Annotated in this window: 13 protein-coding genes; 2 read left to right on the top strand and 11 right to left on the bottom strand. The window is 32.6% G+C overall.

Going from position 1 to position 15,086, the window contains the following annotated elements; translation table 11 throughout:
* Positions 1-56: 56 nt before the first annotated feature.
* From PKN74_RS06855 to PKN74_RS06905, 11 genes are all read right to left on the bottom strand, one after another.
* Positions 57-1,193 carry an MFS transporter gene (locus PKN74_RS06855; protein ID WP_472309914.1) on the bottom strand — a complete coding sequence of 379 codons (1,137 nt, stop codon included), beginning with the start codon at positions 1,191-1,193 and terminating at the stop codon, positions 57-59.
* Complete coding sequence (gene nfi / locus PKN74_RS06860; protein WP_472309936.1) at positions 1,190-1,870, bottom strand: endonuclease V; 681 nt, start codon at positions 1,868-1,870, stop codon at positions 1,190-1,192. The genes PKN74_RS06855 and nfi overlap by 4 nt, the downstream gene beginning before the upstream one ends.
* Positions 1,854-2,342 carry a 2-C-methyl-D-erythritol 2,4-cyclodiphosphate synthase gene (gene ispF, locus PKN74_RS06865; RefSeq protein WP_472309916.1) on the bottom strand — a complete coding sequence of 163 codons (489 nt, stop codon included), beginning with the start codon at positions 2,340-2,342 and terminating at the stop codon, positions 1,854-1,856. The genes nfi and ispF overlap by 17 nt, the downstream gene beginning before the upstream one ends.
* 3 nt (positions 2,343-2,345) lie before the next feature.
* On the bottom strand, positions 2,346-3,458 hold the full coding sequence (gene dnaN, locus PKN74_RS06870; protein ID WP_472309918.1) for a DNA polymerase III subunit beta: 1,113 nt from the start codon (positions 3,456-3,458) through the stop codon (positions 2,346-2,348).
* Between the two features lie 374 nt (positions 3,459-3,832).
* A complete protein-coding gene (gene oraE, locus PKN74_RS06875; protein ID WP_472309920.1) occupies positions 3,833-6,025 on the bottom strand; it encodes a D-ornithine 4,5-aminomutase subunit OraE in 2,193 nt (730 codons plus the stop codon).
* Positions 6,006-6,392: an ornithine aminomutase subunit alpha gene (locus PKN74_RS06880; protein WP_472309922.1), complete on the bottom strand. Its 387-nt coding sequence runs from the start codon at positions 6,390-6,392 to the stop codon at positions 6,006-6,008. Before PKN74_RS06880 ends, oraE begins: the two co-directional genes overlap by 20 nt.
* 22 nt (positions 6,393-6,414) lie before the next feature.
* Complete coding sequence (gene ortB, locus PKN74_RS06885; RefSeq protein WP_472309924.1) at positions 6,415-7,824, bottom strand: 2-amino-4-oxopentanoate thiolase subunit OrtB; 1,410 nt, start codon at positions 7,822-7,824, stop codon at positions 6,415-6,417.
* Positions 7,817-8,119 carry a 2-amino-4-oxopentanoate thiolase subunit OrtA gene (gene ortA, locus PKN74_RS06890; RefSeq protein WP_472305121.1) on the bottom strand — a complete coding sequence of 101 codons (303 nt, stop codon included), beginning with the start codon at positions 8,117-8,119 and terminating at the stop codon, positions 7,817-7,819. The genes ortB and ortA overlap by 8 nt, the downstream gene beginning before the upstream one ends.
* Before the next feature lie 13 nt (positions 8,120-8,132).
* Positions 8,133-9,149: a 2,4-diaminopentanoate dehydrogenase gene (gene ord, locus PKN74_RS06895; RefSeq protein WP_472309926.1), complete on the bottom strand. Its 1,017-nt coding sequence runs from the start codon at positions 9,147-9,149 to the stop codon at positions 8,133-8,135.
* A gap of 167 nt (positions 9,150-9,316) precedes the next feature.
* The gene (locus tag PKN74_RS06900) at positions 9,317-9,907 is read right to left on the bottom strand and encodes a hypothetical protein (protein ID WP_472309928.1); all 591 of its coding nucleotides are present in this window, start codon (positions 9,905-9,907) and stop codon (positions 9,317-9,319) included.
* A gap of 11 nt (positions 9,908-9,918) precedes the next feature.
* On the bottom strand, positions 9,919-11,898 hold the full coding sequence (locus PKN74_RS06905; RefSeq protein ID WP_472309930.1) for a methyl-accepting chemotaxis protein: 1,980 nt from the start codon (positions 11,896-11,898) through the stop codon (positions 9,919-9,921).
* Between the two features lie 338 nt (positions 11,899-12,236).
* On the opposite strand from PKN74_RS06905, the gene PKN74_RS06910 reads away from it, so the two are divergent.
* Both PKN74_RS06910 and PKN74_RS06915 read left to right on the top strand, forming a co-directional pair.
* On the top strand, positions 12,237-13,403 hold the full coding sequence (locus PKN74_RS06910; protein WP_472309932.1) for an iron-containing alcohol dehydrogenase: 1,167 nt from the start codon (positions 12,237-12,239) through the stop codon (positions 13,401-13,403).
* Positions 13,404-13,639: 236 nt separating this feature from the next.
* Positions 13,640-14,191, top strand: a complete 552-nt coding sequence (locus PKN74_RS06915) for a GNAT family N-acetyltransferase (RefSeq protein ID WP_472309934.1) — start codon at positions 13,640-13,642, stop codon at positions 14,189-14,191.
* The last annotated feature ends 895 nt before the right edge of the window (positions 14,192-15,086 follow it).

Raw genomic sequence — 15,086 nt, forward strand, 5'->3', positions numbered from 1 at the left:
AAAACTATTTTATTCGATCTTATTATCTGATTGAATTATGTGATTCTTAGTTTAATTTATTCTTCTGGTGCTTTTTCCAATTTCAGCTTTTGTGTTGTAAAAATTATCAAACCAAAGGTTATAAAGGGTATCAAATAAGATATAACAAAATTAATTTCTCCTACAACGCCCATAGATGTCGATATGATCATAGCTCCAACCCCGGTTGAACCAAATGCTAGCCCATTATATATACCGAGCCATTTCTTCGGAAGATGTTGGTTAGTATATTTTTGTATGGTGGGAAATATTGCTGACAAACTAAAACCAACAAATAAAAAGAATATATAATGTTTAAATATAAGTAAAAGAGCTATGCTAATTATAACTGAGGAAGAAAACCATATTATCGTTCCTAATTCACTTAATTTTTTATTTAAAAACTCTGTTATTAATCTTCCGAAAGTAAAAACTATCCAAAACAAACTAAGTATAATAGAAGAAAATTCTTTTGAGTAATTGAAAACACTATAGAACAAATTACCACTCCATGTAATTATTCCAATTTCTGTTCCTGAATACAATAAAAATATCAGTAATGACAAATAAACAAATTTATTACCAATTATGCTCAATGCTTCTTTAAACTTAATTGCTTCATACTTGATATTTGGTATAGGTTTACGTACCAAAAGATATATTAAAACAATAGAAGTTAAAACAAGATGGAAAAGATAAATAAATCTAAAATCTAAATTTAGTCTCAAAAAAAGACTTACCAACAGAGGAGCTATTATTCCACCAAAGCCAAAGAAAGCGTTATAAACACCGAAGTTTTGATAGTTTTCATCTAAATGAGAATACGACGATGTCAAAGTAAGAAAAACGCCACCGGTAGCAAAACCTAGTAGAAAAACTGCAGTTACAACCATAGGAAAATTAACTGCAAACGAAAATAAAATTAGACCCAATATTTGAATAATAATAGTACTAATCATAAAAAAATTATATCCTACCTGTGCTATGAAAAATCCTCCAACAAAGTTAGAAATCATTGTGCCTAAAGTACTTATAAAAGGTAGTATTGAAGATACCGCTACTGAAATTGAAAATCGTTCTTGAATAGAGGTCATAAGCGGAGCAAGGGTATTCATAACCATTGAAAAAATGACCATCGCAAAGTATATAAAATTTCTTGATTTTTTTTGGCTCACCAAAATCCCCTCTCTTTTAACTTTTGAGTGTATATATGTGCTTGTCTAGTTATCTCTGGGATTCTATATCTGGTACAAAAATGTAGTGTAAATCTCAGTGAGTCGTCAAAATCTAACCAATTTCCTGGAGAAATAAAAACAGGTTTAACTTTATCTTTGGTTCTTAAAACGATCCCTATTTTTTCGTTTTTATGATACAAAAAAGAATAATCTCCCTTTTTGTATCCAGGTTCCACAAAATCACCTACTAACTTTGATTTTGCTATACCAATTGTAGGTTTTTCAATAAAAAAAGAGGCATGAGTTGCGAGCCCCATTCTTCGAGGATGGGCGTAGCCTTGACCATCGAAAAACACAACATCAGGTTCAACTTGAAGGTTTTCCCAAGCCTTTAAAAAAATAGGTAATTCTCTGAAAGCAAGAAATCCTGGCATATAAGAAGTCTTTACAAACTCTATTGCCCATGTCAAATCTATCAAAGAAAGGCTTTTATAGTCAAACGTTACGATAACAGCAATTGCCTTATCTCTTTGAAAAGATAGATCTACTCCACTAACTATCTGAGGAACACCTTGGTAAGGAATAATTTCAACTTCTTGTGCTAGTCTTTCTTGAATGTGAACCATTTCTTCTCTTGATAAATCAAAGTCATGAATTTTTCTATATTTCAATAACATCACCTAGAACAACACAATATGCTTCTATACCTTGGTCAGTCCCGCCTATTCCAAGCCCATTGCCACTTTTTCCTTTTATACTAATAATATTTGTTGGTATTTTCAATATTTTAGATATATTATTTTTCATAAAATTAGCCAAAGGAGCAATTTGTAAACTTCTTGAAATAATCGTGGAATCTATGTTATTTATTGTTACGTTATACTTTTCATTAATCTTTAGCCAAGTCTTTTCTAAAAGTATAGAGCTACAAATATTTTTATATTCATCTGTCTCAGAAAATAATTCTCCTATTGAACCCATATCACACATTCCTAATAATGCATCTATCAACGCATGAAACAACACATCTGCATCCGAATGACCAGATAATCCTATACCTTTTGGATGTTTAATTTCTACACCACCAACTACCAATTTTCTATCTTTTTCAAAAGGATGTACATCATAACCAAAACCTATTTTCAACATTTATTAAGCTTTCCTTTTAGGCATTATTATATACATATAGCTATTATCTTCGAAAGGCTTTAAAACCGTGGGTTTCTCTTCTCCTGAAATATTAAATTCAAACTCTACTGTTTCTATCTTCTCTAGAGCCTCTCTAAAAAATCTTGGTGAATACGCTATTTCAATATTTTCTCCTTCTTGATCAACCTTTATCTCTTCTCTGACTTCACCAACATCAGGCGAACTTGCATAGCAAGTGATAATTCCATCTTTTATGTTTAATAGCGTATATTCTTCCCTTCCAGAAACTATAGACATTCTCTTCATAACGTATAAAAAATCAGATGTCTTAGCTTTAATTTTAGTTATAAAACCTTGAGGAATAATTGACAGATAATCTGGAAATTCTGCTTCTACCGTATTAAAAATCAACTGTAAATCATCTTCTTCAAAGTTAAAAAGTACTTGTGAACCACTTTGAATGATTTCTATCTTTTCAGTTTTAGCAGAAGATAATATCAATCTCAACTCCTCTATACTTCTCAAAGATAAAAGAAAAGGTGAAAGAAGATTTTCTTCCCCCACTTCAATTTCAGATAAAGCCAACCTAAAAGAATCTGATGCTACTAGATTTAAAAAGCCGCTTCTTCGAAAATCCCAATAAATAGAATTAAGATTCCTTGATAAAGGTGAACTATCCTTTAGAGCACAAAACATAACCTTATCTATCATTTTAGAAATGACATTTTTATTTAAAAATATTGCGTTACCAGAAACATCAAAGGTCAAGGCGGGGAACTCTTCCGGATCCATCATTGGAAGTTTAAAATTAGAATTCCCTCCAGCCAATCTAACCACACCATCTAAATCTATTCTTACAGTTTCTGAAGAAAGGCTCGATAATATCTCCAAAAAAACCCTTTGTTCAACAACTGTCGAAAAAGGACCTTCTGCATCTTCAACCTTTAGCCATTTGTGGAAGCCTGTTTGCAAATCAGTTGTATAGATATGCAAAACGTTATCTTCAATATATAATTTCACGCCAGATAAAATTGGGTTAGTAGTTTTTCTTGAAACTGCGTTATTAGCTAATTCTATAGCATCTCTCAGCGCTTTCGTTTTTATTTGAAAACCCATTACTTTCCTCCTCCTTTTAAAAAATTTATATCCACACAACCTCTTAGGATATTTATGCTTTAATATTCACACGAAGAAAATTGAAAGGATCATTGCCCTTATACTAACTTGTTAAATCCACATTTTTTCGTCGTATAGCCCCTTTGTGAATTTAGTATAGCACCCTTGTAACCACAATTAAATCCCTAATACTTTAAGATTTAAAATTATTCGATTTTAATAGATTTCTTTTAAAACAACCCCAAAATTATCACATTTACTTTATTATATCAAAAATTATGAATGTAATGGCTAAAATTCTGTATCTACATATAAAAATATAATTAGGGTGCGAGAACCCTAATTATATTTAAACGATATTAATTTATTACTATTTAGATTTCTTTTTCTTTCAGCTTTTTTGTTAAAAAAGTTGCAACATGTTTACCGGTAGTTCCTCTTCCAAACCCAGCATCCATATAGTTTTGAACAGCTAAATCATTAGTTATTTGAGTCCCTCCTACTATTATTAATATTTTATCTCTTACCCCTTTTTCAACGGCTATTTGATGTAATTTTCTCATGTTCTGAATGTGAACATCGTTGTGGGTAATTATCATAGAAGCCAGTATTGCTTGCGCACCTACTTCTATCGCAGCATCTATGATCTTCTCTGGTGGTACAGAGGTACCCAAGTACACATAACTTATTCCATATTTTTCTATGCCACCATGTTTTATATCCAAAATTTCTCTTATTCCAATATTGTGTTCATCATTTCCAATAGTACCTGCTACAACCTTTACCTTATGTTTACTAAAAAAATCAAAAAGTTCTTCATCATCAAGTAATTCTTCTTTCTTTGGAAGTTGTAATTCATCTTTTTTAACAAAAAAAGGAACCTTTCCTTTCAACTCTAAATAAGTACCTTCTGCAGGATGTAAAATTGTTTTACCTATAACTTGTATCTCTTCTAGGCCCATTCTTTTGCATATCTCTATTGCGGCTGCTTGAGCATATTCTTCTGGTTCTGGTATAGTCATATCTAACTGGATCCACCCATCGTAGCTCCATTCAACTTCTGGTTTTACAAGATTTTGACTTTTATATTCTTTTATTTCAGAAAGCCTTTTTTCAACATTATCTTCTTCGTCTAATTCATCTATATACTGAATCTTTTCTCTTTTATGTAACGTACATCCGTCAATTAAATCACAAGGTTTTTCGATATTTTTGGGTAAATTATTGTACCCAAAATGTTCACATACTGGTGCCATATAGTCTTTATCTCTTGGTACAACAGTTCCTGCAGCAATTTCTCCATTCTTAGATCTGACGATGCCATCTCCTGCTCTTTCTGGGTAAAAACCGTTGTCAACGAACATACCATTTTCTAGCGCCTCAAAATAACCTCCCATTTCAATAATTTCTTCAAGCATCAAGATAGCTCTCATCTTTAATTCCCTAACTTCTTCCCTTATTTTTCCCTCATCAAGTTTGACATATTTTTTTATCCCATCTGCAGATATTAAGGTATGTTTTGCGGTTTCAACCCCTCTTATAGAATTAATATGCCATGGAACGTTTCGACCTTCGTCAGGGGTAATTGTTGATTGTATATCAGCAGATGTTAATCTTGATATCATTGTATTTAAAACATGTATCCTGGTAGCATCAAACAAATCTGACTCAATATACCTTGTGTTCATTTGAGCCCTAAATTTATATCCATTAAATAATTCCCTTAAGGTTACTGCATACACTAAATTTATTCTAAATTCTGGTGAAGGCGAAACAACCGGTGGCACGGTTGACAAAGCAATATTTTCTTTCTTCATTCCAACTTTTAAAGAAAATAATGAATTTATTGCATGCTGTACAAGTAGTTCAGGCATCACATTTCTAGCTTTCTTAGCAGATGCATTGGCATTATGAGCCCCATCTATTTGAAGCATATTAGCAGAAGCCATAATTTTCTTTGCAACTGCAGCATCTACAATAGACCTTATTGGATTTATTCCTCTATACAATATATTATACTGAGGATCTTGGTGTGCCCCATTTACCCCTTCCTCAGCAAAAAGTACCGCAATTTCAGGACCTGCTACCCCTGATACATAACTATGAAGATTTATCTCTCTCCCAACTTCTTCTTCTATAAGATCTAAAGCCTTCCTGGTAGCTCTAAGCTGCTTTCTAGTTATCGGAATACCCCCAGTTCCTTCGGGCGTCCCTTCAAGAAGACCGTCTACGTGACTTTGACCCAGTGTTCTAATAACCATTATATGATCTGCTCCATGCCACGCAGCCATTCTCATCCTTCGTATATCTTCTTCAAACCTACCCGAAGCAATTTCTGACGTTATTACAGTATCAGGTTGAGGATCAATATTATCAAAATAGTGCGCAGAAGGTAAAGGTACAGAATTTTTTAAATCTTCGCTTATTTGATAATAATCAAAATCACCTTTTTTTATTCCTTCAGGTAATTTTTTCCTCCAAGTCCACCCTTTTCTTTTTGGGATATAATTTTCTAGATCTTTCAGTATTTCTTCTACTTTTATCTTTTCATTTGGTTGAAGTTTCATCTACACTCCCACCTTTGAATAAATTTTCTACTTCTTCCCAATAATTTCCTTTTATCAGTTCTTCGCCTGCTTGCAAGATATCAATATTTTTTAGTCTCGCAAGCTGATATACTACATTGCCTGCACCTTTAGATAAAAGCCTTTCTTGAGAAATTCTTTCAACAAGAGCCTTTGCTTGCAACGAGTTGAATCCCATTCTAAGCAGCACAGATCTCTCTATTGAGGGAGAAGTATGCGTTTGAGCTAGTTCTACTAAAGGTTCTACCACCCTTTCTGCAAGTTCCCAAAAGTATTTATTCAACTCTTCATCTGTCATGTGTTGCAGTTTCTCTGACCTCTCAATAAAATCATCTGGTCTTTCTTTCATAAACAACACCTCACATAAAAAATTATGCCCTTAGTTTTTCTATCAATTTTTGGACCGTTCCAACACTTTCTCTGATGTCTTCTGCAATAAATTCTATTTCTTTTCTAGTAAATTCTGTTTTATTTAATCTTTTAAAAAGTTGATTTATATATGATTCTTTTAATTGCATCATTGGTATTTCTATATAACCGATCTGTAAAGGACTCTCTGGAATTACTATCCTTTCGCCGGGTTTATCCTCTTTTATCGGATCTCCTTTTTTTACTTCGATGTTGTTTTGTTTTGCAAATGTTAATTGAGCACTAGGTAATTTTCCTGCGCCTGTATATTCAGTTTCATTAACAACTATTATCTCATCTTCGTTCATTTCTCTTGCTAAGGCAAAAGCAGCAGCTAATGAGGTATTTCCAGCAGGTCCCCTTTGAAGCCCTTCTAACTTTGCAAGCAATTCTGTCATATAGAAGACTTCTCCTTGTGTAACAAGGACATATCTGTCCATATATCTGAGAACTCTAGCAGCATTTCTTGGAACATCAGATCTATCTGGAAACACTGCAAAAGGAATACCAAACCCTGTGTGTCCTGTTGTAAATGATTTTCTATTAAAATCATTATCAGAAGCCATATGAAGACCTCTAAGATCCACACTTGCACCAACTACTAGGGTATTTGTTGCTCCGGCCTTTTGAAGACCTCTTGCTGTACCTGTGGTTAAACCACCACCTGCATGAGTACTCACTACTACATCAGGAAACCTACCTGTAATTTGTTGCGTTTGTTTAGCTATCTCCCAACCTAAAGTCTCTATACCAGCGATAGCATAAGGAGAATAAAGAGAAGCATTAAAAAAGCCTGTTTCTTCTAGAAGTAGCAATGTATAATAAAACAGTTCTGGACCAACCGTAGTTTGAACTATTTCACTTCCATATGCAGCACAAGACCTTTCTTTTTCTAAAATCTCCGGTTGGCCAACACCCCTTGAATCAAAACATTCTTGAACAATTATCGATTTTAAACCTCTTTTAGCAGCTTGAGATGCAACAGCTGCACCATAGTTACCACTTGTTGCCGCAATAACTCCTTTGTAGCCCAATTCTTTAGCCCTATATACACTTACAGATGCTCTTCTATCTTTAAACGATCCTGAAGGATTTGTTTGTTCATCTTTTATGAATATTCTCGCACCTTTGCCCCTATCAGAATTCTTTCTAACCAAGGCATTTATATTTTTCAATTCAACTAAAGGTGTATTCCCAACTGCAGTTTCTCTTTGTATTTTCTGTACTTCTGCTATTGTATAACCAGCTTCTTTCATCATCTTTTGATAATCAAATGCTATACCTTCAATTTCAAATTTGTCGTAGTCAACACCAATTGATTTTCTAATTATTTCTGTTTGCCTGTTCATTATAGCTTCATAAGATTTATCCATTTCTATCACCTTCAAAAAGTGAATCCAAAGTTATTTCTAAAAGTTCAGCAATGGGCTCTCCAAAATTATGCTCATATTTCGGATTTATCTTTTCCAAGTTCCCTTCAACAATTCTGCCTATAGGAGTTTTTATAACAACTAAATCACCTATACTAGCTTGATCATTTTGCAAAAATCCTTTTATGCGGATTTCAAAAGGGACTTTTTTTGTATCTTCTGGTAAGTGTTCTGACCTTTCTTGAGGTTTCAAAGCAACAAAGTGAATCTGAACCCAATCTCCTTTTTTGGCTTTCATAAAATCTCTCCTTTCAATAAAATTCCCCTATTAACGTTCTTGGAATAGGTAAATCAGACATAGTTACTAATCCAGGTTCCGCTTCTATAACACTTGGTATCATATTAGTAGCAATGGCTATAGTACCCTTACCTCCAGGAATCTCTGGTTTTATTGATAAAGAAATATTAGGATTACCTTCAATATTAATATAATCACCAGTTTCAATATCTTCAAGTTCAGGAAGAATTTGTTGAGGATGTTCTAATTCGATTACCAATTTATCTTCTGAGTATGCCTTAGCAATATGCTTACAACCAGCAACCATTCCTGGTTCTACCCTTACATATTTTGTTTCTCTTACAACACTTGAAATTATTGGTTCTCTAGTTTCTTCAATGTGGGTAATATTCCATTCTAAAGCATCCGCAATCATATCTATAGATTGTTCAAATCCTATATGGCCAACTATCGAGCCATTTCTAATCCCTTTTTCAAACTCTTCAGGTGTCGTACCTACACCTTGAGTCTGCATCACTGTGGGCCCAAAAGGAGAAAGATCGTTTATTCTTGAAGCCTTTATCTTTCTAACGTTTAAACAAGCCCCCGTCAAAGTTATTATTAACGTATCAAGAACAAAACCAGGATTTATACCTGTTCCTAAAACACTTACATTGTGTCTAACAGCTACATTGTTGATTTCATTAGCAGCTTCTATATCCGTGTAAAAAGGGTAAGCCATTTCTTCTGCTATTGTAATGACATTCACATTATTTCTTAAAACTGTAATTATTTGGTCTTTTACATTCGATATGAAAGAAGAGGTTGCTATTACAACAAGGTCGGGATTAGTTTCAACGATCATTCTTTCGGGATTATCAAACACTTTAATTCCTGTTTTTCCCAAACCTAATAGTTCTCCTACATCTCTATTAATATATTCTTCTCTAATATCATAAACTCCAACTAATTGTAAGTCATATTTACTCAAAACATTCCTTGCTATTCCACTTCCCATAGCTCCAAAACCCCAAATTGCAACCCTATACATAAAAATAACCCCCTTATGAAATATTTTTCATCCTCATAATACATTTTACAATTTATAGTAACATTTCTCAATCTCTATAAATAGTCGTTATCCTAAAATAAAAGCGTCTAATCATCATAAAAGACGATTAGACGCTCTTAACGCTTTTTCAACTTTAATTTTGTTTGTTAAGTAATTTTAACATAACCTTCTTTTCTGGTAAAATAACTAGACAATTTTTTTACTCGATTATCTTTTAGTAAATCTTCAAAAAAAATCTTATATTCCTGTTCCGTTTTATACCACCTATTAATCAAATCTATAAAACCTAGATCTTTTTCACCTTGTTTTATATATAGCCTTGCAAATCCATATTTGTTCCACAAACTTATTTGAACCATATAATCATACGAAAGAGATTCTAACATCGAACCTATATTTTCTCTAGCTTTCAATATAGAATCTTTTTCATTTTCTAAAAGTGTTAACAAAAAAATCAAAAAATCTTGCCCTAGTTCAGAGATTATTAAATCATTCTTTTCACGCGATTCTTCGTCAAAATCATAATATATATCCTCTTTTTGAACTGCGTATCCTGGAACTATCTCAAATATTTTAAATATTTTTAGAACGTTGTAGGTTTCTTTTTTAGAATTTATTTCCTTTCTAAATTTGTTAATGCCATCTCTTTCATAAGTTTCAAACTTTAATTTAGATATAGTTTCTAATTGACTATCACTTAGTACTTCTAAATAATAAGCTAAATACAGTTTAAACAAAATACTTTCTCCTATACTCTAAACATTTTAATTTTTTCTGAGAGTTCTTCAGCTAATTCAGAAAGCGTCTTTGCGCTTTGTTCAAGTTTTTTGGCGTCTTCTTTTTGGGTAGAAATCAGTCTAGAAATCTCATGCAAACTCTCACTTATAGAATTAACTGCTTGAGCGACCCTATCCATTGCCGAACTCATCTCTTCTGTGCTGGCGCTCTGTTCTTGTGAAGTGGCTGTTAGATTATCTATGCCATTATTTAAATTTTTAACCATAGATAATATCTCTTTAAAATTAGAACTTATATCTGTCATTTGATCATCTATTCGATTTATTATTTCAACAGTCTCATTTGTAAAGTTATCAACAATGTTTGTACTATCTTTAATTCCATCAAGAATTTCTTCTATTTTAGTAGTCGCTGTTTTTGATTCTTCGGCAAGACTCCTTATTTCATCTGCTACTACCGCAAATCCTCTTCCTGCTTCTCCCGCTCTTGCAGCTTCTATAGCAGCGTTTAAAGCTAAAAGATTAGTTTGTTCTGTTATAGAATTGATGGTCTCAACAATTTTACCTATATTAACAGACCTTTCAATTAACTCCTTTACAACACTTTGAGTTTCTTTTGACTTATTAACAGCATTTTTTATTGTTTCACTTATTGAATTTATTGATTTCAAGCCTTCATTAGCAGCATTCTCAGTTTCAGATGCAGCTCGATTAAGCTCTTGAGCAGATCTAGAAACATTTTGCGCTGATGCTGCTATTTCTTCAATACCAGACGTTACTTCTTCAACTGAAGCTGAAGTATCTTGAGCATTTTCACTAATTTCTGAGGCCTTCTGGGATAAGATTTCAGAAGATTTTGCACTGTTCCTGGAAATATTCATTATCTCTGATGCAGAACCATCTATATTAATAGCTCCTTCTCTTATCGAAACTATTGAATTTGCCCAACTTTCAATAGCCTCATTTAATGCCCCTGCCATCTCTCCTATTTCATCTTTTGAAGTTATTTCTACTTTTTGTGTAAGATCTCCTTTTGCAATTTCAGTGATATGAGTTTTTAATTGATTAATTGGCTTAGTAATAAACCTGTTTGTAAAGAATATCCCCAATAATATAGCTAAAACCGCAACTATTATAACTATAAAAAGATTTACGTTAGTGATTGATCTAACTTCACCAAATAAATTTTTAACGTTAACCTCAGTTATCAACGTCCAATCAATTCCATTAAGTTTTGTACACGTATAAAATACTGAGCCATCTTTAACATAAGATACATTTGATTGCCCTTTCAAATTTTTAAAAAAACTTTCGTTTGAGATATCTAATCCAATCCTTTTAGAATCCGGATGAAATATTATTACACCTTTATTGTTTATCACAAACAAAGTTTCTTTAAATCCTAGATCTTTCTTAAGCATTTCACTTATCTTTGACATGGAAAGATCTATACCTACTGCTCCTACTATTTCACCTTTACTATTTTTTACTGCCTTTGAAATTGCGACAATAGTATCTTTTGTTACAACGTCTAAAAAAGGATCTGTAATAATAACTTCGTTAGGTTTTGATACAGCATCTTTGTACCAAGGCCTAGTTCTAGGATCAAAGTCCTTTGAAAGTTGCTTTTCCGATTCAACAGGCCTCATAAACATGTCCCCATTTTTTGTTCCAACATACACACCTATAAATTCTTGATATTGTTCACAATAATTTTGAAGTTTCAAGTACATACGCTCTGTTTCTTCGGTACTCTGAGTAATTACATTTGTTACATCAGGGTCTGAAGCAATGGTAGAAGCAACCCTTTTTAAGTCGCTTATATATTGACTAAAGAAGTCTGCTAGTTTTTCATTATTTATCTGGATTATTTGTGAGGCTTTATCTTTAAGGGTATCACCATAATTCAGAGTCGAATAAGTAATAATAACTACTACAGGTAACGCCAACACCAATAAAATCAAGATTGTTATCTTCCACTTCAGCTTCATATGTACTCCCCCTTAAAAGATTTTTAATATTCTTGCCGATAAAAAAACTAATTTCTAATGATATAATTGTGTTGTAATAATTATATCATGAAAAGAACTACATTATCAAAAGAGACACAATATAAAAAGAAACGTTAGCAACCTTTTGAATTTAATTTGTTAAGCCAGGGTGAAGTCTTGTCAATTAACAATTTTTCAAGGTACAAAATTGTAAAGCAGGTTATAAAGGCAGCAGTCCTCTCTTACCATCATCCGCTAATTTAGCAGTTATCAACATTTAAAGGATTAATAAGGTCTAAACCCTTATCCATAACTAAAATATAAAGAGGTGATATTATATGAACAACTTTGAATGGGTATGTCCTACACGAATAATTTTTGGAAAAAACACTGAAGAAAGAGTTGGAGAATTTGCTAAACAATATTCAAATAAAATCTTGTTTCACTATGGACAAGGAAGTATCAAAAAAACTGGGTTATACGATAAAGTTGTAAACTCATTAAAAAATGCAAATGTTGAGTTTATTGAACTTGGTGGAGTACAGCCTAATCCTAGATTGAGTTTAGTAAGAAAAGGTATTGAGATCTGTAAAAAAGAAAACATTAATTTTATATTAGCTGTCGGAGGAGGAAGTGTTATAGATTCCTCAAAAGCAATTGCGGCTGGAGTAAAATACGAGGGTGATGTTTGGGAATTATACGAAGGAAAAGGAACATTGAAAGAAGCTCTACCAGTAGGGGTTATCCTTACAATACCAGCAGCTGGTAGTGAAGCTAGCATGGGATCAGTAATTACTAATGAAGATGGTTGGTACAAAAGATCTATCAACTACGATATCTTAAGACCTGTATTCGCCATAATGAATCCAGAATTAACTTACACTCTACCACCTTTCCAAACAGCAGTTGGAGCAGTAGATATGCTAACTCACGTGATGGAAAGATATTTTACTAACACAAAAAATGTTGATTTAACTGATAGACTCAGTGAAGCAACTATGAGAACAATTATAAAATATGCACCTCTAGCTTTAAAAGATCCACATAACTACGATGTCAGAGCCCAGATCATGTGGGCTGGAACTGTCGCACACAACGGTTTGTTAGGAACTGGAAGAGAAGAAGATTGGGCAACTCACGATATAGAACATGAAGTAAGTGGCATTTACGATGTTGCTCATGGAGCAGGTTTAGCTGTACTATTCCCAGCCTGGATGAAATATGTATACAGGCATGACATCAATAGGTTTGCTCAATATGCAACTAGGGTATGGAATGTTGAGCCTGACTTTTTCAATCTTGAAAAAACAGCTCTTGAAGGAATAAAAAGGTTAGAAAAGTTCTATAAAGAAGAATTAAATTTACCTATAACCTTAAGTGGTTTAAAAGTACCAGATGATAGATTCGAAGAAATGGCTGAAAAAGCAACTGAAAAAGGACCAATAGGAAATTTTGTAAAACTATATAAAGAAGACGTTTTAAATATTTTAAAACTTGCAAAATAAAAGGGAGATAAAAACTCCCTTTTATTTTTTAACACACACTTTTTTACAACTTCTACTTCATTCTCATCCGGTAAAACTTTCAATCAATAAATGTAACTTGCTTAACTGAAAATGGCAAAAACTTCTTAAAAAATTAAAAACAGAAAAGATATAATAACTGGTGTAAAATAATATCAAAAAAGTGGAAAGTAGTAAAAATTTACGAACTGATGGGAAAATTAAAGAAGGCGAATAGCATGGCAAGATACTTTAAAAAGATGGTTGGAACAAAATGTTATTTATCACCGGTAAACCCAGACGACTTTGAAAAGTATACTGAATGGCTAAATGACCCTGAAATATCTCAATATCTTTTGGTAGATGATAAAATAGTATCCCTCCTAAGAGAAAAAGAGATTCTAGAAGATATGGCAAAAAACAACGACACAGCCTTTACCATAGTTGATTTAGCTACAGATAAACCTCTAGGTAATTGCTCACTCAACAATGTCGACAACATCAATCAAACAGCTACACTAGGTATATTCATAGGAGACAAAGAATATCTATCAAAAGGATATGGGACAGAAGCCATGGAACTACTTCTAGACTATGGCTTTAACGCTCTTAATTTACAAAATATAATGCTTGAGGTATTTGATTATAATAAAAGGGCAATAAAAGCATATGAAAAAGTTGGCTTTAAAGTAATTGGTAAAAGGAGACAAGCAAAATTTTTTAATAATAAACGATACGATATTATTTTTATGGACATATTAAAGGACGAATTTCTCAATATTAGAGAATAGAATTCTTTATTGGGTCTCAAGTAAAGAAAAAACAATATTAATTTAGTTTTTGCAGTGCCTACTTTATTGAATCACTCGCTAACTAGAAGAAGGCTTTACTAAATCTTCAATTTTTTTATTGAATACTTCTCCTATTTTTAATTATTTTTCACAAAACCTTAGTGGATAAAAATGAAAATCTTACCCATTTATCCAAAACTCCTAATAATTTTCTGTTTATTATTTGACATTATAAAAATTATGTGTTATAGTTAAATATAACACCGTTACACATAAAAACATCGAGTGAAGTGATGTTTTTTACTAAAGCATGTATCTATCTTCATTATAAACTTTAGAAATAACGTTTTTAAAAGAGATTTTGATTTATAGTAAGTTCAGGGCGGAGCCCTCCTATCTCCCATTCAGTCAAAGTATCGTCCGAGTTACTGACTTTAAAAATAACGTTTTTAAAAGAGATTTTGATTTATAGTAAGTTCAGGGCGGAGCCCTCCTATCTCCCATTCAGTCGAAGTATCGTCCGAGTTACTGACTTTAGAAATAACGTTTTTAAAAGAGATTTTGATTTATAGTAGGTTCAGGGCGGAGCCCTCCTATATCTCATTCAGTCGAAGTATCGTCCAAGTTACTGACTTTAGAAATAACGTTTTTAAAAGAGATTTTGATTTATAGTAAGTTCAGGGCGGAGCCCTCCTATATCCCATTCAGTCAAAGTATCGGCCGAGTTACTGACTTTAGAAATAACATTTTTAAAAGAGATTTTGATTTATAGTAGGTTCAGGGCAAAGCCCTCCTATATCCCATTCAGTCAAAGTATCGACCAAGTTAAAAAAGAAAGGAGAACTAAAAAAGTGAGTAAAACAAATGATGATAATAAAACAAATAACTTAACTAA

The organism is Defluviitoga sp. (genome assembly GCF_035349255.1).
In the GTDB taxonomy this organism is placed as follows: Bacteria; Thermotogota; Thermotogae; order Petrotogales; family Petrotogaceae; genus Defluviitoga.

Bases quoted from the DNA above. Each gene is read 5' to 3' on its own strand.
- nfi (WP_472309936.1), bottom strand. From the start codon at position 1,870: ATGTTATTGAAATATAGAAAAATTCATGACTTTGATTTATCAAGAGAA.
- ispF (WP_472309916.1), bottom strand. From the start codon at position 2,342: ATGTTGAAAATAGGTTTTGGTTATGATGTACATCCTTTTGAAAAAGAT.
- dnaN (WP_472309918.1), bottom strand. From the start codon at position 3,458: ATGGGTTTTCAAATAAAAACGAAAGCGCTGAGAGATGCTATAGAATTA.
- oraE (WP_472309920.1), bottom strand. From the start codon at position 6,025: ATGAAACTTCAACCAAATGAAAAGATAAAAGTAGAAGAAATACTGAAA.
- PKN74_RS06880 (WP_472309922.1), bottom strand. From the start codon at position 6,392: ATGAAAGAAAGACCAGATGATTTTATTGAGAGGTCAGAGAAACTGCAA.
- ortB (WP_472309924.1), bottom strand. From the start codon at position 7,824: ATGGATAAATCTTATGAAGCTATAATGAACAGGCAAACAGAAATAATT.
- ortA (WP_472305121.1), bottom strand. From the start codon at position 8,119: ATGAAAGCCAAAAAAGGAGATTGGGTTCAGATTCACTTTGTTGCTTTG.
- ord (WP_472309926.1), bottom strand. From the start codon at position 9,149: ATGTATAGGGTTGCAATTTGGGGTTTTGGAGCTATGGGAAGTGGAATA.
- PKN74_RS06905 (WP_472309930.1), bottom strand. From the start codon at position 11,898: ATGAAGCTGAAGTGGAAGATAACAATCTTGATTTTATTGGTGTTGGCG.
- PKN74_RS06910 (WP_472309932.1), top strand. From the start codon at position 12,237: ATGAACAACTTTGAATGGGTATGTCCTACACGAATAATTTTTGGAAAA.
- PKN74_RS06915 (WP_472309934.1), top strand. From the start codon at position 13,640: ATGGCAAGATACTTTAAAAAGATGGTTGGAACAAAATGTTATTTATCA.